This is a genomic window from Halomonas llamarensis, assembly GCF_023555005.1.
Classification (GTDB): Bacteria; Pseudomonadota; Gammaproteobacteria; order Pseudomonadales; family Halomonadaceae; genus Vreelandella; species Vreelandella llamarensis.
The window spans coordinates 1-25,532 of record NZ_JAMJPJ010000017.1; the positions used below are offsets into that span (position 1 = coordinate 1).

Sequence of the window (25,532 nt, forward strand, 5' to 3'; positions counted from 1 at the left end):
GTTTTTCCCAACGCAATAAATCGGCTAAGGTTAGCCCTTGTTGCGCAGCATACTGGCTTAGCGGCCTCTGGGTGACGGATGCGTGATAGAGATGGCCGAGCCAGAAAGCCTGCATGGCATTGAGTTCGTGGTTCATGAGAATCTCCTGGATAAAGGGAGCCTCAGTGTGGTCAGCAAAACTCAACGTGAGAAGATGTGTTTGGTGGAGCGCTTACGTAAGTGGGTAAGCCAGAGTGGGGGCGGAATTCTTCATCCTGCACAGTTACGCCCATTGAAAGCGTCGTGTCGGGCGATAAGTCGAACTCCAATGTGCCATAGCCAACCTGGTTCTCTGAGTAGACGTGGTCGATGAAAGAATCCCTATCATCATAAACGCCAACGAAGCGCCCTCGAACTCGCCCTTCGCTGTCCAGTGCGCCGGTAACGTCGACAACACCCCGGTAAGCATCATCCGTACCGGCAGAAAGGGAAACAGAAGATTGGCTTTCAGCTAGTGCGCCTTTGCGCACTAGGTTGATGGTACCGCTGGGTTCACCGGAGCCATGGAGAATCCCCGCAGGCCCGCGCAGAACCTCGATACGATCAAGTAGGGCTGTATCAAATACGCCTGCGCTCTCCCAGGCACTTCCTGCACTCTGAGCAGGGCTGCCATCCATCAGAAAGGAATCGACGCTATAGCCCCGTGCTTTGATTTCATACTGATTGGTCCCGTACTCACGCACGGTCATACCAGTGACATTGCGTATGGCCTCGGCCAGAGAAGTAGTTCCTTGGTCATCCAAGCGTCCCCGCGTTACAACGCTGACGGACTGAGGTGTTTCCTTAACTGACTGCGAAAACAGCCCGATACTAGCGCTTTCACTCGTATAGGAATCGCTGTTCTCGGTCATGCCGTAGGGCAGACGCGCTCCAGTCACCTCAACCGTCGACAACGCCACCCCATCTGGCCGCTCCTCCAACCGATAACTCCCATCCCCCTGCCGCACGGCCCTAAGGCGGGTGCCATTCAGCAGCCGCTCGAGCCCTTCGTCTACCCCATACTGGCCCTGCAGGCCGGGACTTTGGCGCCCTTGCCCCAGCTCGCCCGCGCCGCTGATAAAAACACCGGCCTCAGAGGCAAAGCGATTAAGTGCTGTGCTGACCGGGCCCGCAGGGATATCGTACTGGCGTGTTTGCTGCTGGCTGGTCTGCGCCATGGCGGGTAGCGACAGCAGCGGCGTGGCTAACAAACCGGCGGCGGCGAGGTGAACCGCCAGTGCGAGGGCGCGGCGGCGCTTTGGTAACGGACGGGTGGCGGTAGGCGATGGTTGTATTGCAGAGCGTTGTTGCGGCATATTGATTCCCCTTGCAGATGGTTTTTGGCTGCTTACATAGGGGAATCGAACCCGCGCGGAAAAAGGGAACCAAGAAAATCAACTTTTTCTCTTTTATTCTTGGCGCGCTTTTATTCGCGCTCTGACTCAGCCGCTTCGATCTTGATCCACCAGGGCATGACTCGGCGCACCGTCACCGGCAGCGTAGTTTCGACCATGTGCAAAGTGCGCTCCAGGTCGTCAAGCGGGAAAGCGCCAAGCAGCGTGAGATCCGCCACCGCCGGGTCGACCTCTAGACGGCCACGGTGATGCTGGCTCAGCTCCGCGGCGAACGTCTTCAGCGACATATTTTCCGCCAGCAAAACACCGTTGGCCCAAGCAGCCCGCCTGCCATCGGCAGGATTGAGTTCGCCAATGCCGCCAGCGGCGTAGCTGGCCTGTTGCCCCGCATCAACCACCTGGCGCTGGCTGGCATGGTCAGTATCGCCACGGGTCTGAATAGCCACCGCGCCCTCAAACACCGCCAGCAGTTCGTCGGCTTGGCGTTGGCGCACGCTAAAACGGGTGCCCAAGGGCGTTAGCCGGGCACTGCGGGTATCTACATAAAAGGGTCGTTCGGGGTCTTGGCTGGTCGTAATCAGCACTTCGCCCGCCACTAGTTGCAGTCGGCGCCGCCGGTGGTCGTAATCAACATCCAGCGCCGAGGCGCTGCTTAGCCACACTTGGGTGCCATCCTCTAATTCAATGCGGGTAATGTCACCGGTAGCGGTACGGTAGTCGGCGCCCCAGTACGCGACCCATTGGGGCAATGGCGTCCACTGCCAGGAAAGCCCGATCAACACGGCCGCAAATGCCAAGCTAGAAAGGCCACTCAGCAGGTGCCACCGCCCTCGCCGTCGTTGCCGCGCCGAGCTGATCACCCGGTCGGCGGTGTGGCGCTCGGCCTCATCCAGGTGATGGGTAAAACGTTGGCTAACACCTTCCACCTGTTGCCAGGCCCAGCGGTGGGTATCGCTGGCCTCCAGCCATGCCTGCCAACGCTCACGCTGGTCTGAAGAGAGCTCGCCTGCCTGCCATTCAGCAAACCACTCGGCGGATTCTGCCAGCGCACGGCGCTTGGCGGCTTCATCATGGCTAGCGGCAGAGGCCATGTTAGAGACTGGCCTCAAAACCAGCTTCGATCAATGCACATTGCAGCATGGCCTGGGCCATGTACTTCTTGACCATACGTTCGGAAACGCCGAGTTCTTCAGCAATCTGGCGATAGGGTTTGCCGTGGAGTTGCGACGCCAGGAAAGCAGTGGCCACCTTTTCGGGTAGCCGCGTCAGCATACGGTCGATCTCGCACAGAGTCTCGATGACGATCTGCTGGTGCTCGACGGAGGGCAAATGCGCCTCTGCGCGGGCAGCCAGCGTCTCTTGCCAAGCTCTTTCGATATCCTGGCGTCGCCAATGATCAACGCACAGCCCTTTGGCCATGCGGCTAAGGTAGGCTCTGGCACCGTCGAAGCTATCCAAATGCCGCGGCGTTTGCAGCAGGCGTACAAAGGCCTCCTGGGCCAGGTCCGCCGCCGATTCGCCGCAGCCCAGCCGCCGGCTCAGCAACTGCTGCAGCCAAGGCTGGTGATGGTGATACAATTGGCCGAGTGAGTCCCGGCAGCCGGTGTGATACGCCGTGGTCTTGGCTGATTGGGGAGCCGCCGCCATAAGAAAGAGTCCAACGCCACTTACGAAAATGATTCTTATTCTTTTTCAATTTGAAGGCAGTGTCAATGTTCAACCTTGAATATTGCGCCTAAGCGCTGGCGTTTGACCTCTGAAGGGTTGATGCCAAATTGCTTTTTGAACGCGGCGGCAAAGTGGCTCGCATTGGTGTAACCAAGCTCAGCGGCGACGACCAATACAGGCAAGCCCAAGTTGAGTAGCCGTCGCGCTTCCTGCATGCGTTCTTGCTGAAAAAGCCCGTAGACGGTATTACCAAAGAGTTGTCGAAATCCACGTTTGAGTTTCAGTAGACTTAGGCCTGCCTCTTGCGCGAGCTCGGGCAATGTGGGTGCGGCGCTCAAGTCATGTAACAAAAAGTCCCTCGCACGGAGCAGATGTTGTTGATCACGCCAGGGTATCCGATCAGAGTAGGGGTCTGAATGAGCGTTTCCTTCCTGTATCAGGCTCACCATAACCAAACATTGGCCGAGCAACCAAAGCGGTGGGCGATCACTACTGCTGCCAGCAAATGCCTGAGTAGCACACAGCCCTTGGCTCAACATCTGAGCTGTCGTGCGAAGTTCTGCATTGCAAGCGCCACGGGTTAGAAAACAGTCTTCGCCAGTGATATTTAGTGGGATCGCACCCGTATCACAGAACCATCCTTCCAAGATGTCAGGCCGCACCATAATCGTAATACTGTCGAATTGCCCCGCTTGGGTGAAGGTGCCATGGCGCCCAGGATGGAAGCTAATGCTGGCTTCTTTTTCTTGCAAGGTGTGTATAAGCGGTGAGGCACCATCATCGAACCGACTTTGCGAGCTACCTGCAAGCGAACAGGAAAAACTAATCCGGTGATCGTCATCATGAATATCGAATTCCAGCGGCCGGGTCAATCGCCCCTTCCACACAACGATATCAACGCCTTCCTGAAGAGTGCGCCTTAACAGTGTGCACGTATCTTCCTGCGCCACTGGCAGTGATGAACCCATCCCTGGCGCTAGCAATGTCGACACGTCGATCTCTGCCTTAGCGTCAAATGAAGAATAAATCGGCATAGCACCACCTTTCCTCGACTTAAGCACTCGCCAACCAAATCGGGTAGAGATTGATCCGATTCGAGTAGATACGCAAATGATTATCAATCATAAATAGTGCTGTATTTTTGAAGAAATGTCGAGCTCCACAAGCTCACAGCGCTAATCGGTTGCCATGCCCTGCAAGGTCAAGTTCGCCGGTTGCGTCTATCCGTCACATTATTGCGAGGAGCTATCAATGGGGATGAAAAGATCAAATAACAGCCTGGTTCGCCATGATGTTTTAGGAGCGCACGATGCAGGATACATAAAGCTGCTCATCTGTATCTCTTTGTTGTCGATGAATGCAGCTCATGCCCAGCAGAACGATATCGTGCCAGATTTGGAAGCAGAGGAGACGGTCATTCATCAACTGCCAACCATCACTGTCTCAGCGCGGGGGAGCCAGACACAGGAAGATCCTAAAGATCTTCCTTTTGGCATTACGCGGGTGTCCGGCAAAAAGCTCGAGGAGCGCGGCTTAACGTCGGTCGAGGACGTATTACGCGCCACGCCCGGCGTGAACGTCAATTCGTCAGGTGGTGCCAACGTATCCACCCTTTACATCCGCGGCGTCGGCGCTCTCTACCCAATGAGTATGGATGATACTTCCGTTGCCGTGAATCTCGACGGCAGCCCGCTCTCCTCCCGGCACATTTCACTGGGCAATTTGGATGTTGAACATATTGAAGTGCTTAAAGGATCGCAAGGTACCCTGTTTGGTGGCTTGGCCGAAGCAGGGGCTATCAACATCACCACCCGCAAACCCACGCGCCACCTCGAAGGCTACGCACGGGGTGAGTATGGTCAGGAAGGGCAGCACCTGATGGCGGGTGCTATTGGTGGGCCTCTCTCCGAACAATTGAGCGGCCGCATCGCTATTCAACAATCGGCTTTTGACTACCCCATAACCAACCTGCAAACGGGTGAGCCGGTTTCCGAACCGGACCTGCTGGCACTCCGCGGCAGCCTAATGTGGGACTTCACACCTGAGACCTCCATTCTCGCCAGCATAGAACGGCAAAAGACTCGATACATGGGAGAGAACATCGTTCTTTATCCCTACGAAGACGATCCGGTAATGGATGTGAGCCCAGACATTTATGACGATAGCCATAAAACGGTGGAGCGCTCCTCCCTACAGATCGAGCATGAATTCGACAATAGCCAGTTTACAGCCGTGACGTCCTATACCGACGGCTTCAATACCTCACCCGTCGTCTACGATCGGTTGATCCAGGCATCCAGAACCGGAAACCCTAACGCCACCGAATATTGGCAGGTTCAGGAATCCCATGAGCAAGTGCTGACCCAGGATCTTCGCCTATCATCGCTACCCGGTGCACATACCTTCTGGGTCGGTGGGTTAAGTCTTTTGCACTCGGATCGCTCCTATGACAACCCGCGCAATACCTATGGCAGCTCTAACGCCCAGTTCCGGGATTTCACCACGAAACGCTATGGCCTTTATGGGGAAACGACGCTTCCTCTCTCCAGGGACTGGAAACTGACCGCGGGGCTACGCCACACCTGGGACAGCAAGACTTTCGATGCCACCTATCTTTCTGGCGGAACGGCAGTAGGCGAATCGGAAGCGTTAGACGACAACTTCACCACCGGTCGTATCGGGTTAACCCATGCGCTAACGTCAGAGGTTAATGTTTACAGCATGCTCTCTCGCGGTTACAACCCCGGTGGATTCCAGGATTACGGCAATGCCCCAGGCACAGCCAGTTACCGCGCGGCAACCTCTCAATCTGCGGAGCTAGGATTTAAGTCGGCAATGGCAGACCAGCGTCTGACCATGAATGGCGCCCTTTTCTACACGGATGTCGAGGATAACCACCTGCTTTCCTACGACTCTGCCACCTACGCCGTAAGCGCGGTAAATGCCGACACCCGCAGCATGGGTGCCGAGTTACAAGCAAGCTGGCATTTTGACAGTGGCCTCACTCTGTCAGGCGATGTGAGCTATATCGATGCAGAAATTACCACAGATGCTTTCGGGATAGGGGATGGTGACGTACATGCCGGTAATCGTATGCCCGATATTCCCAAGTGGTCTAGTCACTTGGCGCTCGTCTATCAACGACAAGTTTCACCCTTCCTGGGTATCTCCTCTCCATTGTTAAACGCTCGGTTGGATTATAACTATCAAGGGGCGAGACCTGCCGACCCTCAAAATTCCTTCGACCTCGACGCCTACCACAAGATCGATATGCGTCTTGGCGTCGGCAGCGGCAACACTGAAGTGTATGTATGGGGGCGCAACCTGCTGGATGACCACTACGACCTGTATGGCTATTTTGCACCACCGTCTACCTACTATGGCGCGCCAGCCCAGGGCCGCGCCCTAGGGCTGGGTGTAAACCACACGTTCTGATTGTCATGAGGTCTCGCATGAGTTCGAAAACATCCAAATTTACCTGGTGTCTATTGGCCAGCCTGTACACGACGCAGTATCTCGGCTTGGGGTTCCTGGTAGTGGCGCTGGTGGTCATCCTGCGAGAACAGGGGGCCACGTTGGGGCAGGTGAGTCTTATCTATCTGATGGGGATGGTCTGGCCTTTCAAATTCCTTTGGGCACCCCTTGTGGACAAATTCAGCATTGCCCGTATCGGTCACTACCGAACCTGGCTGATCGTCATGCAGAGCGGGCTGGCGCTGACCTTTCTGGGGTTCGGTCAATTCGATCCACTCAACGACTTTACGGTGATTTATACGCTGTGTTTGTTCGTGGCGGTGTTCTCGGCAACACAGGACATTGCCATCGACGGGCTGGCGTGCCGCCTACTCTCTCCCGATGAACGAGGCTTGGGTAATGGCATCCAGATCGCCGGCGGCTTATTAGGCAACATGCTGGGCGGGGGCGCCGTGCTACTGGCCTATCCTCATCTAGGGTGGCATGGCAGTGTGGTGATACTTGCTGTCGGCACTTGTTTACCCCTGACACTACTGGCAGGGTTTCGTGAGCCACGTTGGGATACGTCGCAAGCAACTGGCCATGCTCTGATACGGTGTATCAGGTCATTCTGGCGGCAACCCAATGGCCGCCGCTGGCTCGTATTGTTGCTGGTTTATCCCATGTCGAGCAGCCTTGCCTACGCCCTCATTACACCGATACTTGTCGATGCAGGATGGCGAATGGAGCGCATCGGCTTTTCCGTCAATATCGTCGGCTCATCGCTGGGTGTATTAGCGGCACTATCGACCGGCTGGCTACTTACCAAACTGGGGCGGCGCAAGGCGCTCATCGGTGCTGCCCTGGTGCAGATTCCAGGAATCGCGATCATTGCCCTTCCCGTGTTTGACTATACCAGCGAAATGGTCGCTACCCTGTCCGTTGGCCTCTTCTTTCTACTTTACAACCCGGCGGCGACCGTTCTCGCCACGGTCATGATGGATCATGCCTCATTCGAACGCCCGGCGACCGACTATACGTTTCAGTACAGCCTCAATATGTTCGTTGCCATGGGCATGATGTCTGCGGGTGCTGCGCTAGCGGACACATTCGGCTACGCAGGTGTATTGGCACTGGCGGTATTGGCGGCGATCATCGCTGCACTGCTGTCATGGCGTTACCGTCCAACGGGAAGAGCCTTGTATCCCACGGATGATGTGTCGTTTCCGTCTGCCACATCGGCGATTGCTGAGGAGGCGGGATGAGTAAACCGTGGGATATCCTTCGACCGGTTCAGAGACAAATACAGCTTGCCATGTTGCTCTCGGGCACAAGTGTGGTGCTCGGGCTCGCATCGCTTGCCCTGCTGGCGCTTGTCCTGGGGCATTTGATCCAACACCCCCACGTCTGGCCCTGGCTACCCATGGCCTTAGCCACTGCCAGCCTGGCCACCAGTCTGCTACTACGTCTAAGCGCCTTCAACCAGTCCCACTATGCCGCCTTTCGTTTGGAGACGATTCTGCGTACTAACATGGCACAGCATTTGGCACAGGTGTCGCTAGGGCACATACAACAGTATGGAGCGGGAGCACTGGCCAAGGTGATGCAGGATGATATCAAGGCGCTGCACATTTTCGTGGCCGACAGCACGCCGCTATATGCCCGCGCGACTGTGGCGCCATTATGCACCTTGCTGATCCTTGTCTGGTTGGATTGGCGGCTCGCATCCGGTGCAGTGGCCGTACTGCTATTGGGGCTGGGCGTACTTGGCCTGGCAATGCGTAATACAGGTCCGATGCAGCGTCGTTACAACGCCGCGCGTGAACGCGTTAACGCGGCTATCGTCGAGTTCGTCCAGGCCATGCCCGTGGTGCGCAGCTTCGATACCGGCCATGCGACCTTCAGCCGCTATCAGCAGGCACTGGAGTGCTATCGAAAGGTGCTCAACGACTGGTACCAGCAGGCAGGTTTCACAGCCCGTTACTCCTTTGCAGTGCTGAACCCACTGCCGACCCTGATCGTATTGCTGGGACTAGGGGGATGGTTAGCGACCCAAGGCACGCTGAATTTCGCTACCTGGGCGGCTGTGCTGTTGCTAGGCGCCGGTATGGCCGAGGCCGTTATGCCATTAATGGCACTCCATAACCTGGTTGCCAGGGCGAAGCTGAGCATTGGCCGTATTCAGCAGGTCATGGCGCTGCCCGCATTGCCACCCCCCGTGCAGGCTCGCTTGCCAGCGAGTAACGCTATCGATTTTGAGAGTGTCAGCTTTGGATACGGTGCTGACCCGCTGAGCGACGACGAACTTGCCCTGTGTGATGTCACCTTCCATGCAGCACCCGGCACCATAACCGCACTAGTCGGCTCCTCGGGCGCTGGCAAGACAACCATCGCTCGGCTGATACCACGCTTCTGGGATGTCAATGCGGGATCCATTCGGATCGGTGGCACCGATATCCGAGATATGACCACCGAGACGCTCATGGCCCAGGTCGCCTTTGTCTTTCAGGAGAGCTTCCTGCTCGCCGACAGCGTTGCCAATAACATCCGCCTGGGGGTGCCGGAAGCGACCATGGAGGAGGTGGTGGCAGCAGCACGCGCAGCCCAGGCGCACAGCTTCATCGAGAAGCTACCCGAAGGCTACGCCACTCCCGTAGGGGAGCGTGGAGGTCTTCTCTCCGGTGGCCAGCGCCAGCGTATTACGATTGCCCGCGCCCTTCTACAAAACCGCCCTATTCTGGTTCTCGACGAGCCCACTGCCTTTGCCGACCCAGAAAACGAGGCAGCAGTGATGAAGGCGCTGTCAGCGCTGATGCGTAACAAGACCGTGATGATGGTGACACACCGGCTTTCCACTATCCGCGAGGCCGATCAGATTCTGGTCTTAGAGCGAGGCCAACTGGTGGAGAACGGTCAACACGCTGAGCTGGTGACGCAGAGCGGTGTCTATGCCCGACTCTGGCAAAACCATGAGCAAGCCCAGCGCTGGGCGCTGAAGCGTCAACCTGCAGCCCTGGGGGATGATGATGCCAAGGAGAATAAACGATGAACCCCACCGGCACAGACCGCAGCCCCACCGCCTCCTGGCTCGCAACTTGGCGCTGCTTACTGAAGACCGCCGGCGGGCATGCTGCGGCACTGCGCAACAGTCTGCTCGGTTTATTGGCGGCCGCCATTGCCCAAGGCCTGGCACTGGCCTGCCTGTTCCCGCTATTCAGGGCGGTGCTCTCTACTGGCAATGCTGAAGCAGCACTGTATTGGCTAGCGATCATGTCGCTCCTGGCCATCGCTGCCACTCTTCTGCGCTGGCGCGCACAGGGTTTTGAGTACAACGGCCAGTTGGCAGCGATGACCCACGCGCTGCGCACCCGCTTAGGTGAACAGTTGCGACGCATGCCATTGGAGCGCTTGCAAGACAGCCGTACGGGGGAGATGAGTGCCGTATTGCTTGGCAACGTGGACGAGAACCTCAATTACACCCTGGCCATCGCCAATCTCATCATGCTGGCGGTAGTGACGCCGCTGACCGTTGCCTTGGCAGCGCTGTTCGTGGATTGGCGGCTGGGTGTCATGCTGCTATTGATCTTCCCCGTCATTCTGCCCCTCTACGGCTGGCGCCGCCCTGCCATGCGGCGCGGCATGCGCCAGCTTAACCAAGCGCATCGGCGCACCAGTGCCGACATCGTCGAGTATCTCCAGGGCCTGCCGGTTCTGCGCGCGGCGTGCAGCGAAGGGGCAAAAGCGGCAGCACTGCACGCCAGTTTCCAACACCTTGAAACAGTGCAGACCGAAACCCGTCGACAAGCGGCCAAACCCGACGTTGTCGTCGCTAGCGTAGTGGAGCTTGGCTTATTCGGGGTGGCTGCCTGCGGCATCACATGGGTGGTGATGGGAACCCTTGATATTGCGTCTCTAGCGGCAACCCTGGTCATCATCGTGCGCTTTTCCGAACCACTGGCCACCTTTGTCAGCTATACCATGATGCTGGAAATGATCGAGGCAGCACTGGAGCGCATCGAAACATTGCTGGCGGTCGCCCCTCTGCCACAGCAGACTCCCGCTGCCCTGCCCGATACCTTCGACATCCGCTTCGAGGATGTCTCCTTTCGCTATACACAAGCCGGCGCTCCTGCACTCGCAGGCTTCAGCGCCATGTTTCCAGCGTGTAGCATGACGGCGCTGGTGGGCCCTTCGGGCGCAGGTAAGACCACGGTGACGCGACTTCTGATGCGCTATGCCGACCCCCAGCAAGGGCGGATCACGTTGGGCGGCACCGACCTGCGCCAGATACCCAGTGAGGCACTGAACGGTCTGATGTCGGTAGTATTCCAGGATGTCTACCTGTTCGACGACAGTGTCCTTGCCAATATCCGTATGGCGCGACCCGAGGCAAGCGAAGACGAGGTTCGGGCCGCCGCTAAGACTGCGCAGTGCCTGGCCTTTATCGAGCGCTTGCCCCAGGGTTGGCACACACGGCTGGGAGAGATCGGTGACCGACTTTCCGGCGGTGAGCGCCAGCGTATCTCGATTGCCCGAGCACTGCTGAAAAACGCTCCAATCGTCATCCTCGACGAACCCACTGCGGCGCTGGATGCAGAGAATGAGCTGGCCGTGCAGCACGCCATCGATGCACTTGTGCGCAATCGCACAGTGATCGTCATCGCCCATCGCCTGTCAACCATCGTCGGCGCCGACCGCATTCTGGTCGTTGAAGACGGCCAACTTATCGAGCAAGGACAACATGACGAGCTGCTGGTAAAGGCTGGCCGCTACCGGACACTATGGGATGCGCAGCAAACGGCCAGCATGCGGTTTCTTTGATGAATAAAGAGCGGCAACGGTAGGGCTATCCAGAGGTCTGCAGCAGGTTGGCGGACAACCCCATTGCTCACCGATCCAGAGCGGGATAGAGGCTTATTTGAATGCTTTAGACAGATTTTTTGGCTGCTTAAATGTGACATTTACTGGTTTCGCAGGGCGTCTCGGGGTTCAGCCAAAGGTGATGAAGGGTGATAGAAGACGATGTGGTATCCGCCCCACGCCGATGGACACTGCCATAGACGTCATCGTCCTCTGCTGTCTTTCCCAAGTACCTCAAGTTTTCCTCGACTCGATAAGTCTGACGGCCAGCATCGCCTTCCAGCACATACGCCAACCCTTCGGGCAGTGGGCAGGTATTGCGGACATACCCCAGCATGATGGCGCGATCCACGGCCCAGGCATAATCCCCTCTCACGAACCGACTGATACCAGCCTTACAATAGGTGCTACCAACCGGATGTTTCGAATCGATGGGCTTGCACTCGACGAAGATCGCTGCCATGGCACTGCTTCGCGTGTCCAATTGCCCTCTTAGCGGGCGGAAAGCGAGATCGGGCTGGTTATCGAGCTTATCCCCTGCTCGGTTAGCCAAATTGCCTTCCCGAACCGGGAGCTGAAACAGTGAAAACCCTCGAATGGTGTCCGGCTCATTGGTGTAGAGATCATCCAGGATCATGTAGAGCCGTTCAGTGATGACATCTTCATGCTCACTGCAAATAGCGAATTGGCCCTTGGCGCATTCCTCGAGCAACAGCCGCCAAGCGTGGGCGAGGGCATTCTGGGCCACTGTCATCAAGGACATGGGAATCGCACAGGGTCTTCCCGCCGCCGCTCCGCGCCCTGTCATCAATCCTCGCATTACTGACTCAGCTCCTCTAGGCGCGCCCCGAATTCCCAGATCAGCTCCGATGCCAGCAGCCGGGCCTGACTCTGCGTCCAGTATCGGTAGCGGTTGAGCAAGCCCACGGTCAGGCTAGGCTGGTCTGCACTCAGCAAGGTGATTCGGCTAACACCGAGGTTACCCACCTGATCGACCCACTGCGTGGGAAGTTCAAGCGGCGGAGTAGCACCTTCCAAAGCGATGGAGAAGAAGCGCCAAGGCAGTGCCTCACTCGGGCTGTTCAACGCCTGCACCCGTACACTATGCCCACCTAGATCAAAGACAGAGGCTAGCTCTTTTTCCAGGTGATTGATGAATGTTTGGGCCTGTTGCTCCGTAATACGAGCTAGCCCCCTGTTGCGAGCAGAGGCGTAGGGGGCATTGATCGCCAGGGTATCGGACACGACTTGCTGGTCAGCCGATGATAACCCATAGAGGTTCGCCACAGTACGATCCAGCATTGGCCAGTCAGGTTCATTGTCGACCAGTTGCTGGGCGCAAGCTGCTATTGACTGGCGCTGCTTAGAAGACAGCTTTTCAAGTGAAACAAATGGAAACTGGTTGACATCCATTTCCTGAAGAACTTCACGTTCTACTCCAAATCTACCACTTACCATCAGAGCAAGATACTCAAACACTTGGCTGTGCATAAGGACAAGTAAATAGTGAATTAGAAATGCTCCTTGGGGATATGAAGCGGCAGAGTAACCGTAATAAGATCTTGAATAAGCAACATCATTACGACAAATCAAAGCGCGACCCCTGGTTCGATCAGCCCGACATGCTTCCCTGACTAACAATAATGGGGCTTTGTATATCCTTGAATGACGAGGCCACTGGAGACCCTGAGGCTTATAGCCATGTAGCCTCTCATCCAAAACAACAAAAGGATGCAGATCGTAATCGGCTTGCAACTCTGGTTTTCCTTCGAGGAAAGTGTCGTCGTGAGACCGGTTAGCAACTTGAAAGCCCTGTCCCTTATTAAGCTCGGCGTTCTCTTTCCAGTATTCGCCGACCGTATATTCTGCTCGCTGCTTGATCTTATTGACAATGACCACATCCAGCACCGTGCCGCGATACAGAGTCTTCAGTGCAGCTGGGGTGCTCGTCACCAGATGAAAAGCCACTGGATTAGCATCACTGGCATCGACCCTTAACAGCCCCTTATCATTCAAGGCTGGCTCATAATGTGGGCTAACGAAAACGAATTGGTCATCTGGCTCAGGCAGCACATTGTCGGCAAATAGCAAGCAAAACGGCTGATCTACACTGGGCCATACTTGGGTCTGCCGCAGCGCAGCACCGTTCAGAATCCCCGTTACTTTCAGCGCTTCGAACAGTGCATTGCGGGCGGCAATGCCTTTTGGAGACTGCTTGAACAGCCAGCGCCCAGCCAGTGCCAAAGCAATGCGACCACCGGGCTTGGCCCACGCCATGGCTCCCCACACAAAAGGCAGGTCAGGCACGCGATCCGGATTATGGTAACTGGCGGCAATCTCATCTAAGCCGCGCTGTGCAGCCACCTCACGGCATCGCTGGGTAAAAACGCCATCAATGGCGTTGTATTGCGCGGTCAGGCTCGTCCAGGGGGGATTGCCAATCACCACATCGAAAGCTTCTCGGTAGTGATCAAACACATGGTCACCCAAGCTTCCTGCCATCGGCACCAGTTCATCGGCTTGACTGCCAGGGTCAGCGACATCAATCAGAGTGCTGCCTTCCAATTTCTTGAAACGCAGCGCTTCCACCGGTGTCGGGTGTGGGTCAAGCTCCAAAGCGGTAAGGTACAAGGCCAATGCCGCCAGAGTGCGTGCGTGACCATTGATATCGAGACCCACCAATTGCTGATGAAGAATATCTCTGATCTGCTCACGAGTCGGACGCTCGCCAGTTTCACGAAAGCGCACCTCCACCAGCTTGCGCAACCCCGCCACCAGAAACACGCCAGCCCCGCAGGCCGGGTCCAGCAGCCGCGCTTTCGAGCCCACCGGAAGCCCGTGAAACGCCTCTTCTACCATGTATTCGGCTATATGATAGGGCGTATAATAAACACTGGTGGCGTGACGTGCTGATTGATCGAAACGGTGGATCAACTCTTCATAGGTCTCGCTCAATAGGCCGATGGGTAGGTGGTCGAAATCCAGATCGCCCCACTCCAGCTGCCGTTGTGACACCCCTGGTTCAATGGCGGTATCCAGCGTCAAGATCGCACTTAGGGGCTGCGTGACAGCCTGTCCGTATTGCTGCACAAGCTGGCGAAAATAAGCGATGTAATCCGTTGCAGGGAGTGCGAGAAGATCACCGTTAAAGGTGTTATCCAGCCAGTGATTTGCCTCTGCCAGTACGACGTCGGAGCTCATGCAGGCATCCAGCGAGGCAGCGCTGGGCGCGATTTTGGACAGGTGGTCGGGTAGTACGATCTTACGCCCAATCAGATAACGCAGAAATAGCGCCCGCCCGGTCAGCGCGATGGCCTCGTCGGTGGATACGCCAAGGGCACGCAAAGCGTCTCCTGCATCAATCATCAATTTGAGTAGCACATCGCGTAGGCGTAAAGTGGTGGGCGGTGCTAGGTTTTCCCCCTGCGCCAGCCGGGGAAGAATACTGGCTGCGTCGCGGGAGTCCCGCGAAAACCAAACCGGCAAGGTATCGGCAGCAGGCTGTAAATCAGTGGCATAAATATCCAGCCGTCCCGGCTTTAATACCCCCAGCCAGGCTGGCTCACCACGCATGGCCAAAATGCGTTGAAGATTAGGAATTGGCGTGTCGTCGTGACGAAAACGGGTCTGGTCGACAACATAGAGTAGCGCCTGAGATTGCTGTTCAACCACGGAGTCGACTAACGGTGTGTGTCGATTGCGGATTAAATCAGTGTATCTCAGGCGACGAGCATCTTGATCGTTGTGCAGGTCGACGCAGCTCTCGCTAGGTGCACCGTATGCTTGTAACAAATCCATAAGCCAGCCTATTGGCGCCCCGACTTAACGTCCGAGATTAAAGAAAGTTCCTGTTGCGGCGGTGTAAAGCCCAGATAAAGATCGATACGTTCGCGCTCCTTAGCCATGTCAATCACCCAGCCTGGGGTGGCAATTTTCTGCCCCTGTACTAAACGTACAGCCCCTTCCTCCCTCGGGATAAAGACCCACTCTTCCATAGGCGCCTGACGCGGTGCGCTGACATAGTGATGAATAGCGGCTGATATGCGACCAATGTTCCCGCGCCTCATGCCAAAATAATCCTCAAGCGTCTGTAAAATGGCAAACGTCAGCAAATCGGCTTTTGTAAAGCGTCGCGCACTTCTCTCACGAGTCGGCCTTTCGGAAAAGGGTGGCAGCTGCGCCCATGTGTGCAGCCTTGAGCGGCTAATACCTCCCAAGGCGGCACAAACATCCTTGGCGGTGAAAGATTTGGTCGAGGACATTTTCCACTCTTTGTTTTAAGAAAAAAGCAAAACTGCTTTCAGTTTAAAACAGTTTATCGTCCCGCGATACCCTCTTCTAGTATTTATACCGGCGCAGTTGGTTGGGGAGGTCAAGGACGCTGAAGCACGGCCTCAAGCCTCCTACTCCCCAGTAGCGCCAGCACCACTACCGCCGCCATGCATAGGGCTAGCGCCGTGAACATAGCCGGGTAGCCCAGCCTGTCAAGCACAATACCCGCTAGCACGGGCACGGCTAGGCGTGACAAGGTAAATAGACTTGCCTGTAGGCCGTAATCCAACGCCCGGCGCCCCGCACGAGCGAAATGCATCATCAGGCCGAACATTACGCCCGATAGCGCTCCCATGGCGCAAGCTATCAGGCCCGCTCCCCACAACCATAGCGACTGCCCGGCCGCCATGTGGCTCACCAGCCCCAAGGTCGCCAAGGCCAGTGCTCCCAAGCCTGCGAACAGCGGCACCGCTCGGCCAAGCCCAATACCTCGTGCCAACCGTTGCCCCGCCAGACTCGCCAGGGCGCCCGTTACGCCACCGCCAACCCCCACCCACCAGGCAACTTGCTCCACTGGCATACCCAGGTCGAGCATCAGCGGTTTGAGATAAACCCAGCCAGCGCCAACGAAGGGAAAGAGCAACATCAACAACGCTACCCAGACACCAACGGCAGGTTGGTGGAAGAAGCCCATTGCCCCGCCATCGCCGCGTTCCGAAACGGCCAATACCTCCGGCTCTTTTTCTGCCTCTGCAGTCACCACCCTGCCGCATAACATAATGACGCCCAACGCGAGTAGCAGCGCCATCAGCACGAAGGGAGCCGCCCCACCCGCTCGCTGGTGCAGCACCAGTAGCAGGCCACCGCCCACCACTGCAGCCAGGAACAGCGCCGCCGAACGAATCCCACCGGCGCGTAGCCGCTCTTGGGCGGGCAGGCAGCGAATCGCCAGCGCGTTAACGGGCACATCTGCCCAGGTTGCCAACCAGCTGATCAGCAGCACCCAGGCATAGAAGCGCGACGGCTGCGCGAGTGGAAAATCGTACGCTAACCCCAGCAACGCCAAGCCCAACAGCAACCCAAGCAGGCCAGCCCAGGCGCGGTAGCCTCCACCCCCGAGGCGGTAGCGCTCAACGGGAATCGCCATCACCAGTTTGAGCACCGCTGGCAGGCCCGCCAATTGCAGTAGGCCAATCTGGGTACCGCTCCAGCCCTGCTCGCGCAGTACCAGGGGCATTCCCAACAGCAGATAGATACTGGGCAAGGCTAAGGCGAAGTGGAGCCAGCCGAACGCCAGTTGCTTAGCCATCAGAGAGCGGTTCATTTTACCCTCCTGCGTGCCACCAGGGCCGTGGCGGGCGCCATAGGAAGCGTAATCGGGCGCTCCTCACACACCTCAAAATCCTGCGCAGACAGTGCCTCACACAGCTCACCGGCCTGAGTCACCCGGCGCCCCTGCCACAGCAGCGGCAGATAGTAGGACAGCATGCGGCGGGCTGCCTCGGGTTCGTCAGGAATTTCAGCGTGCACGCAGATCAACTCACCGCCGGGTTTCAGCGCGGCATGCAGTTTGGCCAGGCAAGCCGAGAGATCCGGCACGAAGTGCAGCACCGAGGAGCACCAGATCAGGTCATATCCGGTGCCGACGCCATCCCTGACCACATCCCCGCCCCGCGCTTCGAGACGTGATGCCAGACCAGCCTGGGCGATGTGTTGCGCAGCGACATCGGCAGCTTCGGGTAGCTCAAAGACCACACCGCTCATCTGCGGAAACGCCTTAGCCAGGGCGACGGCGACTAGCCCTGGGCCACCGCCTAGATCCAGCAGCCGCCAGGCTGCTTCAGGCGACATCCGTTGTGCCACCACTTCACAGGCGGCAGGCGCTGTCACCGATATCTGCTCACGTGCCAGATGGCTACGTGCCGCCGCGGCCCAGCGCTCACCGCTGGCTAGCGTCGCTGACCGCCCCTGTTCGTGCAACCCCTCGGACAGCCCTGCGCCAGAGTCTCGCAGCGAGGCGAGCCGAAAGCGCCAAGCTTCGCCACAGTACAACGGCGAAGAAGATGCCAGGTAGCGCTGTGCAACGTGAGTGCTGATATAGCGCCACTCACCTGCGGCATCTCGATGCCGGTCGATAAGGCGCATGCTCCACAGCAGGGTCAACCAGTGTTCGACGCTCACTGGCCGCCACCCTCTGGCGTTGGCCAAAGTCGCCGCCGAGTGAGGTTGCTGAAGCGTTTCGAAGAGCCCCTCTTCCAGCGCCAATTGCAGGGCCTCGGCCTGCACGGAGGCCAGCGCTAGATCCCAATAGGGTTGCAGTGCATGGGGAAGGAGGTCGCCAGCATGGTTCATAACGACACCCCCAAGCGCAGGCCAACCTCACGGGGCGGGCTGTACTCCCGCACGCTGCCATTGAGCAGGCCGACGGCGTCGTAACGCCGGTCAGTCGCGTTGTTTACGTAAACCCCCAATTGCCATGGCCCATGGCGATAACCTCCCGCCACATCAAGCAGAACATGCCCAGGGCGGCTGAAGCGGTTGGCCGCATCCAGGTAGGTTTTGCTCATGCCGCTGAGATTGGCCTGGGCATACCAGTTCTGAGGCGAGTCGTAGCGCAGCCCCAGACGAGCGCTAATATCGGGCGCAAAGGGGTTATGGTGACCGGCATGGTCACCGCTAAGATCATTGAACTCACGAAAACGGGTACGATTAAGGGCCAGGCCCGCTTGGAGCGTCCAATGTCCGCCCAGCAGGTAGTCAAGATCCAGTTCGAGACCCCGCGAGCGTGCGGCGGCGGCATTGGTGATCAGTACGCTGCCGGGCTGGAGAACCTGCTGCACCTGCATGTCATCAATGGTCATCCAGTAACTGGCGAGCCCATAGCGAAGTCGTTGCGAAAACGCCGTCCCCTTAATACCCAGCTCATAGGAAGTAACTTCTTCTGGAGCGTAACCGGGGTAGCCACTCTGCGCCGAGAAGGCGTTGAAACCACCGGCACGAAACCCTTCGGCATAGCGGGCATACAGCCAGTCGTCATCACCCAGACGGTACTGCAGAGCCAACTGCGAGGTAACATCACTCCAGCGCTCACTGCGTTGCCCGGCTCCCTGGGGCGTCAACGCCACCCGGCTCTGCTCTAAGCGCAGGCCTGGTGTCAGGCGCCAACGCTGGCCCAGCGGCAACGTCCACTGCCCGAACAGTGCCAGGTTTTCAGCCTCTAGCGTCGCCTCACTGCGCTGGATCCCCATCGGGTTGTTTTGTTCGAACCGTAGTTGATGATCATCGCGGTCGCCGTAAAGGCCCAGCACCCAACTGCTTTGCCCCTCCTCGCCCTGACGCTCCAGGCGCAGTTCCTGCGAAAGGGTGGTCAAACACTGGTCGCGGCCTACGGCAAAACGCTGGGCTGGCGTCAGATCGGTGTCCTGGGTGACGCGGTCATGAACTTCCCGTCGAGCGGTAATAGTGCGTAGCGTCAGATCTGGCGTCAGTGCATGGCGCACATCCAGAGAGGCATCTTCACCGGACGAGTCATTGCTGCCAGGATCAACCGATATCACGCGGCGTGGCTCACTTTCGGCTCGCCCCCAGGGGGCAGCGCTATCGCGATAGTCCAGCCGACCATAGCGCAGGGTAACGTCTGTATCCTGTGCCGGTAGCCAGCGTAGGCTCAGGCGACCACTCTGGCGCTGGCGGTCATCCGCTTCGTTCCCATCCGCCAGGTTCACCACAAAACCGTACCGCTGACGCCACTCGCCGCGGATGCCCAGGTAGAGCCGTTCGGGCACCAGCGGCTGGGCGGCGTCGACGCGTAACGAGGTTAGATCACGGCTTCCCAGCGTCGCCTCCACCTCGGCATAAGGACCTTCATCCGGCGGACGGGTATGCACGCTAATCACTCCGGCCTCGGCATTGCGACCATAGAGAGTTGACTGGGGCCCGCGCAGCACTTCGACCCGCTCCACGCCCAACAGGTTGTGGTCGAACCCTTGACCACTCACCACCGGCACACCGTCGACCAACATTAGCACCGATGAAGAGAAAGCCGTGGCGCCCGAGGTCAGCCCGCGCATTACCGGCAATGCGGTACCCGACTGGCCAAAGGGCTGAAAACTCAACCCAGGCGTATAGTGCGCTAATTCGGTGATATGGGAAGCGCCTGTATCAGCTAGCGTCTCGCCCCAGATCACCGCCAGACTCGACGGCACCTCCTCTTCGGCCTGGGCTACCTTATTGGCCGTCACCTTCACCACAGGCAGCCCTTCCCCTTGAGCGATGCTGATCGCACCATAGCCTCCCACCACGAGCATAACTGCGACTTTCTTTAGCCCTTTCTTTAGCCCTTTGCTCTGCATCGTTCCCCCTTAAACGCTGTTTCTGCCTCCTACTGGCGCAGGAGTGCTTAAGGGAGTAGGCTAGCGACAAACGATATCAATTATCATGCTCATTCATATGCAAACCAATTCACTTCTTATGCATAGCGATACACCATTGCCCTCCGATAGGCCTCTGCAAGGCTCCCACTGCTGCGTTCTAGATGATGGCCTCTCGGTGGTGCTCACCCGCTATCGTGCTCGCCAAGCGCTGGTCGAAGAGAGCCATACCCCTCATACGGGGGCGGGCGTGATTATTACCTTCGGTTTGCAAGGCCACTCTGATTATCGAGAGCGCTGGGGGCCGCGTGTCGATTTTCACCACGGCCACACCACGGTTACCGCCTTTGACCATAGCCAAGGAGAACGTCATATACCGGAAGGTGAGGCGGTGCTTCAGCTACGCCTTGTTGCCAGCACCGGCTGGCTAGCGCGCTATTTGGGGGAGCGTTATCAGTCAGCACTCCCCGCCTCTAAGGGCGTTCGATCACTGGCGTTTCAGCCCACGTCAGCGGGCAGTCGCGCGCATCTTCAGGCGCTCCAGGTTTCCCTTCAAACAGATAGCGCTCGTATCCAGAAGCACATTCACGCCCTAAGCCTGCTGGGAGAACAGCTCGAAGCGCTGCTACCGGAACCCCGCCATACACAGCCCATCGCCACCGCCGACGTCGAACGCATCGTTCTGGCCCACGAGATTCTTCTCAACGAGTTAGACCGTCCATTAACGCTGGCTTATTTAGGGGCTCGGGTAGGATTAGGGGAACAGAAACTCAAGCAGGGGTTTCGTCGCATGTTTGGCACGACACCTCAGCACTTTCTTCATCAACAGCGCATGCGTCACGCCCATGCACTGCTGGAAAGCGGCCAACAGGTCGCTCAGGCTGCCTACGCCACGGGCTATCGTCACCCTAGCAACTTCAGTTTAGCTTTCACGCGCTACTTCGGTTATGCCCCTAAAGCCATTAAACAGCGCAAAAGTTGATAACGGTCGATGGCCTTTTCAACTCTCTCCCGCCACCGCGTCACGGCTCGCCGCTGAATTCAACGAGCTGTGCCGTACCTGGCGCACAAGAAAAAACCCGGCGGGGGGAACCGCCGGGTAAAAGCAAGGGATCATTCAAGGGAACACTTACTCTGATAACGCAAAGCGAACGAAGTTCAGCCATTGCGACAGAAATATGTAACAATATGTATATTTTCAAAAACGCTGCTCAGACGGCATCCACTTCCCAGTGTTGGGGTAAAACGTTTTCTTCTTTGGGCACTCGCACCCACACAAAATGATCGGCGCTCAGTTTGGTTTCACCACTCCATCGATACGCCACCAAACGTCCGTATTTGACCGCACTGTAGTCTAAACAGGCAATATTGGCGGTGGGTAAAGCGGGAATCCCTTCACACCAGTAGTGCCCAATAAATAGCGGCGGCTCATCCGGGCCGTAGTAACTCAGTCGCGCGCGTTCAGTGTCAGTCAAAGGGCGCGCTTCCAAATCACCGGGTAAGTTATCCGGTTGAAATACCACGTCGCCCCACACCTGCGGCGCTTGGCTCCAAAAATGGGTGCGAAAACTCTTACGCGTAAAACCATCACCGGAGTGGATTTCAATACCGCTGGGTAACGGAACATGCGTGCCACGGGTTAAGCGATCAAGAATCCGAAATGCTTGCGTCGAGGGGTTGGTGGACTCAATCAAAAAAGCCTCGTCCATGCAGGCATTGGGGCTGCGCTGGCGTAATTCAGCAATCAGTGCGTTATCCCAGCAGGCATGCACCACACGGATACCGTCAAGTTCTAGAAACAGGGGAATTGTTTTGAACCAGGCGAGGGTATCGTCCCACTCGTTGGTGTGATCACGGTACTGCTCTAAGGTATCCTGAATGATGCGGTTGTGGCGCGGCGTATGCTCGCGCAACCAGCGCTTACCACTGGTCGCCGGTGCAGGATGACAGTAGGCCAAGGCGTTGTATTCGTGGTTGCCCATGACGATATACGCCTCGCCTGCTTCCACCATGCGTCGCGCAATCGAAACCGCCAAGCGAATGCGTGGGCCGCGGTCAATCAAATCACCAAGGAAAATCACTTTGCGCCGTGGGTGGCGATAGACGCCGCCATGCTGCGTATACCCGAGCTTTTCCAAAAGCGCGGCAAGTGTCGCGCCACAGCCGTGAATATCGCCGATAAGGTCGTAGCCTTCGGTCTTACTTACCGCCATGCTCAGTCTCCCAGCCGGTTGCTCCACCCCAGTTTACTGCGCAGCACCTCGTAGAAATTGTGCCCAAGCGGATGCACTAGCTGAACGCGCTGCGGTTTGCGGGTGATGATCAGCACATCATCCGGTTTGGCAACTGAGCGGGTTTGCCCATCGCAGCTGATGTGTGGATAGGTTTGATTGGTCTCACCGATGTGAATGCGAATTTCACTGGCGGCATCGACCACGATTGGGCGGCTTGACAGCGTGTGCGGGAACATCGGCACTAACGTCACGACATCAAGCTTGGGGTGCATAATGGGGCCGCCGCCAGAGAGCGCATAAGCCGTTGAGCCAGTAGGGGTGGCCACAATTAAACCGTCGCTGCGTTGGCTGTAAACAAACTGGCCATCAATGAAGAGCTCGAATTCGATCATCCGCACCGCCTTACCCGGGTGCACGACGACTTCATTAAGTGCTTCCCCTTTGCCCACCGCGACACCGCCACGGTAGAGTTCGGCGTCGAGCAAAAAGCGCTCCTCGCGCTCAAACTGCCCGGCCAATACCTCGCCGACTCGCGTTTCTAACTCGTCTGGAGAAATATCGGTTAAAAACCCTAGTCGGCCACGGTTAACGCCCAAAATTAACGTGCCGGTATGGCACAACGTGCGCGCCGCCCCCAAAAGGCTCCCATCGCCGCCAATCACGATGACTAGATCACAGAGCTCACCCAGTACACGACGGCTCTCTTCTGGCTGACCATGATCGGGGATGACCGTCGCCGTCCGGTCTTCAACCAGCACTTTATACTCGTGATCCACCAGGTACGTGACGAGGCGCCGAAGCGAATCGACAACTTTCTGACTGCCCAACCGACCAATCAAGCCAATCGTTTTGAAGGGTCGATCAGCAAAGGCCGTTCCCGTTGGCGGTAGCGATTGCGATGAAGACGTATGCGTCATGAGGCCAGCTCGTTAAGATTAGGCCCCATTATCACTATCCGCATCACAGCGGGCAAATCGAGTTATGCCGTTTTATAGCCGTGTCGCTCCCGCCACCAGTTGTTAAGCCACAGTGAAAACGCAATGATGAGCGCCCCGAGCACCAGACGAATTAGGTCGGCTTCACGGTTCCAAATCACCAGATTGACCAGTAGTCCCGCTGGGATTAGCGCGTTATTCATGATGGCAAGCGTTCCAGCATCCACCATCGTCGCGCCACGGTTCCATAAAAAGTACCCGCCGCCCGAAGCCGCTAACCCGAGCCACGCCAGCACTCCCCATTGTAAACCGTTTGATGGCAGCGCCGCTGCGTTACCCAACAGCAGGAAAGCCGGCAGTGCCACGACCAGAGCGCCAAGGAAAAACCAGCCAAAAACATTATGCCAAGGCAGCGACGTCGAAAGCTCTGCGGCAAAACGCCGGTAGCCGACCTGGCTCAGCGCAAAGCATATATTAGCCCCCTGCACCACCAAAAAGCCGACCCAAAAGCTACCATCAATACTGTCGTAACGAATCACCGCCGCCCCTAGCACCGCAAGGAGTGCTGTCAGCAGGTAAAACGGGGTAAAGCGGCCGAACAAGATGTCATCAAGCAGCGCGATATAAACCGGCGTAAAAATGGTAAACAGCAACACTTCGGGAACGGAGAGCAGCAAAAAGGATTGATAAAAAAAGATATACATCACCCCCAGCTGCACGGCACCTATTGCCATGAGCGTCACCCGCTGCTTACCGCTCAAAAGGCGGGGGCGTAAAAAAGGTAAAAATATCAGGGCAGCCAGCCCAACGCGCAGCAGTACAGCAAAATAGCTATCCACCTGTCCGGCGAGATAGACACCAATTAATGAAAACGAGAACGCCCATAGCGCTGTCACGCCAACCAGATAGCTCATGGTAAACCTCAAATAAAAATCAAGTTGACGGAATTATACCGGGCTCTTTAACACTGCCAAGAGGTAACCGTAAAAACAGCGGCACGTTAACGACGCTTTAGCCGGGTGCTGGCATAATGCACGGCGTAAATGGCGCCCGGCACCCACACAAGCAACGTCAATGCGAGCGCAATGCAGACGTTGCGAGCACGCCCGCCGAGCAATCCTACCGCAAGCGGAGGCAGCAGCACGGCAAGGGCAATATAAGCGGCTTTAAACCCAGCGGGAAGTTCTGCCGTCGACGGTGCTGCGGGCTGCTCCTCGGCTTGAGGTGAAGACGTTTTTGACGAAGATGGCGGGGGCGTAAAGTGCTGGACGCTTGCGTCCTGCTTGGGTGGCGCACCTGCATGTTCCGCTTGACGGTGCGCATTTTTATCAATTTTTTGCTCTATGGTCTCGGCATCTTCGGCGAGATCATCGTGGTAGCGCTCCCACTCTTCCCAATCGTGAGGTGTGCCGACTTTCGGGCGTTGTTGCCCTGCCCCACGCGCACGCTCCCAGGCTTTTTCTTCCAGTGTATTGGGTCGCTCGGGGTCTCGATCCAGCCCGACCCCTTTACGACTCAAATATTCACGCGCATCCATAACAGTCGCTCCTTTAAAATGTTAACCGTTTAACGTTGAAAGCGATGCTCGAACCTTACCCATCGTATGACTACAGTAAACGTGTACGTGCACGCGTGGCGAGCCCGTTTGTTGTCACGCACAGGAAATGATATCGGTAAGCGACATATAAACATCAGACTAGCGGTCAGTCAGTTCTAAGGAGAATAGCCATGAGTCAAAAGCAACCCGATACCGTTCGCGACATCATGTCCCGCGACTGCTACCGCGTTTCCCCTGAAACGTCGATTACAAACCTTGCCCAGGGGCTTGCACTTCACCGTTTACCAGGGGCACCAGTAGTCGATAGCACCGACCGGCTTATCGGTTTTATCTCTGAACAAGATGTCCTCGGCCAGGTACTTGATAGCATCTACAACGATGGCGAGGCACCTTTAGTGAGGGAGATGATGCGCAATGAAGTGTTAAGTGTGACGCCTAATAAGAGCATTACCGATCTTGCGCAAGAAATGCTAGGAGCAAAACCCAAAATTTACCCGGTAGTCGAACAAACCCGCTTAGTGGGTATCGTCACCCGTCGCGACATACTGATTGCGCTGTTGAAGATTCGCCGCCATTAACTCTTGGCGACTGTCTTCTCTTGGCAATTGTCTTAAGCAAAAAAAACCGCTGCTCATTGAGCAGCGGAAGCAAGGGATCGAAAACAATAGCCAGTGCAACAAACCTAAAAAACCTTTTAACGTCACTTTTAGCGACGGCTATCACTTGTTGCCTGTGCTTAATCAGACACCCATACGTGAAGAAGTTCGTCAGCTTAGAAATTTTTTTCTTGCGCAGCATAAGCGTATACT

Annotated in this window: 20 protein-coding genes; 6 read left to right on the forward strand and 14 right to left on the reverse strand. The window is 57.0% G+C overall.

Going from position 1 to position 25,532, the window contains the following annotated elements; translation table 11 throughout:
- Positions 1 to 170 precede the first annotated feature (170 nt).
- The 4 genes from M8006_RS11060 to M8006_RS11075 all read right to left on the reverse strand — a co-directional run bounded on the left by M8006_RS11060 (position 171) and on the right by M8006_RS11075 (position 4,075).
- Complete coding sequence (locus M8006_RS11060) at positions 171 to 1,334, reverse strand: TonB-dependent siderophore receptor (RefSeq protein WP_250082143.1); 1,164 nt, start codon at positions 1,332 to 1,334, stop codon at positions 171 to 173.
- A gap of 110 nt (positions 1,335 to 1,444) precedes the next feature.
- Complete coding sequence (locus M8006_RS11065; RefSeq protein ID WP_250082145.1) at positions 1,445 to 2,464, reverse strand: FecR domain-containing protein; 1,020 nt, start codon at positions 2,462 to 2,464, stop codon at positions 1,445 to 1,447.
- Between the two features lies 1 nt (position 2,465).
- Positions 2,466 to 3,020, reverse strand: coding sequence for a sigma-70 family RNA polymerase sigma factor (locus M8006_RS11070; protein ID WP_250082148.1), 555 nt, complete (start codon positions 3,018 to 3,020; stop codon positions 2,466 to 2,468).
- 62 nt (positions 3,021 to 3,082) lie between these two features.
- Entirely contained in the window at positions 3,083 to 4,075 is a 993-nt protein-coding gene (locus M8006_RS11075) for a helix-turn-helix transcriptional regulator (protein WP_250082149.1), read from the reverse strand.
- A 352-nt stretch (positions 4,076 to 4,427) separates the two neighbouring features.
- Between M8006_RS11075 and M8006_RS11080 the strand changes: the two genes are divergently transcribed.
- Genes M8006_RS11080 through M8006_RS11095 form a run of 4 tightly spaced genes read left to right on the forward strand, consistent with a single transcriptional unit; the run spans position 4,428 to position 11,315 of the window.
- On the forward strand, positions 4,428 to 6,476 hold the full coding sequence (locus M8006_RS11080) for a TonB-dependent receptor (RefSeq protein ID WP_250082151.1): 2,049 nt from the start codon (positions 4,428 to 4,430) through the stop codon (positions 6,474 to 6,476).
- Between the two features lie 17 nt (positions 6,477 to 6,493).
- Positions 6,494 to 7,759, forward strand: a complete 1,266-nt coding sequence (locus tag M8006_RS11085; protein WP_250082153.1) for an MFS transporter — start codon at positions 6,494 to 6,496, stop codon at positions 7,757 to 7,759.
- On the forward strand, positions 7,756 to 9,543 hold the full coding sequence (locus tag M8006_RS11090; RefSeq protein ID WP_250082155.1) for an ABC transporter ATP-binding protein: 1,788 nt from the start codon (positions 7,756 to 7,758) through the stop codon (positions 9,541 to 9,543). Before M8006_RS11085 ends, M8006_RS11090 begins: the two co-directional genes overlap by 4 nt.
- On the forward strand, positions 9,540 to 11,315 hold the full coding sequence (locus M8006_RS11095) for an ABC transporter ATP-binding protein (RefSeq protein ID WP_250082157.1): 1,776 nt from the start codon (positions 9,540 to 9,542) through the stop codon (positions 11,313 to 11,315). Before M8006_RS11090 ends, M8006_RS11095 begins: the two co-directional genes overlap by 4 nt.
- A gap of 127 nt (positions 11,316 to 11,442) precedes the next feature.
- On the opposite strand, the gene M8006_RS11100 is transcribed toward M8006_RS11095, so the two are convergent.
- The 6 genes from M8006_RS11100 to M8006_RS11125 all read right to left on the reverse strand — a co-directional run bounded on the left by M8006_RS11100 (position 11,443) and on the right by M8006_RS11125 (position 19,978).
- Positions 11,443 to 12,174, reverse strand: coding sequence for a hypothetical protein (locus M8006_RS11100; RefSeq protein WP_250082158.1), 732 nt, complete (start codon positions 12,172 to 12,174; stop codon positions 11,443 to 11,445).
- Positions 12,174 to 15,152 (reverse strand): HsdM family class I SAM-dependent methyltransferase, encoded by a 2,979-nt coding sequence (locus M8006_RS11105; protein WP_250082160.1) that lies wholly within the window; start codon positions 15,150 to 15,152, stop codon positions 12,174 to 12,176. The genes M8006_RS11100 and M8006_RS11105 overlap by 1 nt, the downstream gene beginning before the upstream one ends.
- 8 nt (positions 15,153 to 15,160) lie before the next feature.
- Entirely contained in the window at positions 15,161 to 15,616 is a 456-nt protein-coding gene (locus M8006_RS11110; protein ID WP_250082162.1) for a nuclear transport factor 2 family protein, read from the reverse strand.
- 110 nt (positions 15,617 to 15,726) lie between these two features.
- Positions 15,727 to 16,950 carry an MFS transporter gene (locus M8006_RS11115; protein WP_250082164.1) on the reverse strand — a complete coding sequence of 408 codons (1,224 nt, stop codon included), beginning with the start codon at positions 16,948 to 16,950 and terminating at the stop codon, positions 15,727 to 15,729.
- Positions 16,947 to 17,978, reverse strand: coding sequence for an acetylserotonin O-methyltransferase (locus M8006_RS11120; protein WP_250082166.1), 1,032 nt, complete (start codon positions 17,976 to 17,978; stop codon positions 16,947 to 16,949). The genes M8006_RS11115 and M8006_RS11120 overlap by 4 nt, the downstream gene beginning before the upstream one ends.
- The gene (locus tag M8006_RS11125) at positions 17,975 to 19,978 is read right to left on the reverse strand and encodes a TonB-dependent receptor (RefSeq protein ID WP_250082169.1); all 2,004 of its coding nucleotides are present in this window, start codon (positions 19,976 to 19,978) and stop codon (positions 17,975 to 17,977) included. Before M8006_RS11125 ends, M8006_RS11120 begins: the two co-directional genes overlap by 4 nt.
- A gap of 85 nt (positions 19,979 to 20,063) precedes the next feature.
- Between M8006_RS11125 and M8006_RS11130 the strand changes: the two genes are divergently transcribed.
- Complete coding sequence (locus M8006_RS11130) at positions 20,064 to 20,978, forward strand: helix-turn-helix transcriptional regulator (RefSeq protein WP_250082171.1); 915 nt, start codon at positions 20,064 to 20,066, stop codon at positions 20,976 to 20,978.
- A gap of 229 nt (positions 20,979 to 21,207) precedes the next feature.
- Here M8006_RS11130 and M8006_RS11135 read toward each other — a convergent pair whose 3' ends face one another.
- From M8006_RS11135 to M8006_RS11150, 4 genes are all read right to left on the reverse strand, one after another.
- Positions 21,208 to 22,209 carry a metallophosphoesterase gene (locus M8006_RS11135; protein ID WP_250082173.1) on the reverse strand — a complete coding sequence of 334 codons (1,002 nt, stop codon included), beginning with the start codon at positions 22,207 to 22,209 and terminating at the stop codon, positions 21,208 to 21,210.
- A 2-nt stretch (positions 22,210 to 22,211) separates the two neighbouring features.
- Positions 22,212 to 23,147 carry an NAD(+) kinase gene (locus M8006_RS11140; RefSeq protein ID WP_250082175.1) on the reverse strand — a complete coding sequence of 312 codons (936 nt, stop codon included), beginning with the start codon at positions 23,145 to 23,147 and terminating at the stop codon, positions 22,212 to 22,214.
- 62 nt (positions 23,148 to 23,209) lie between these two features.
- The gene (locus tag M8006_RS11145) at positions 23,210 to 24,079 is read right to left on the reverse strand and encodes a DMT family transporter (protein WP_250082177.1); all 870 of its coding nucleotides are present in this window, start codon (positions 24,077 to 24,079) and stop codon (positions 23,210 to 23,212) included.
- Between the two features lie 86 nt (positions 24,080 to 24,165).
- Positions 24,166 to 24,702 carry a YqaE/Pmp3 family membrane protein gene (locus M8006_RS11150; RefSeq protein ID WP_250082179.1) on the reverse strand — a complete coding sequence of 179 codons (537 nt, stop codon included), beginning with the start codon at positions 24,700 to 24,702 and terminating at the stop codon, positions 24,166 to 24,168.
- 191 nt (positions 24,703 to 24,893) lie between these two features.
- Between M8006_RS11150 and M8006_RS11155 the strand changes: the two genes are divergently transcribed.
- Positions 24,894 to 25,301: a CBS domain-containing protein gene (locus M8006_RS11155; RefSeq protein WP_250082180.1), complete on the forward strand. Its 408-nt coding sequence runs from the start codon at positions 24,894 to 24,896 to the stop codon at positions 25,299 to 25,301.
- The last annotated feature ends 231 nt before the right edge of the window (positions 25,302 to 25,532 follow it).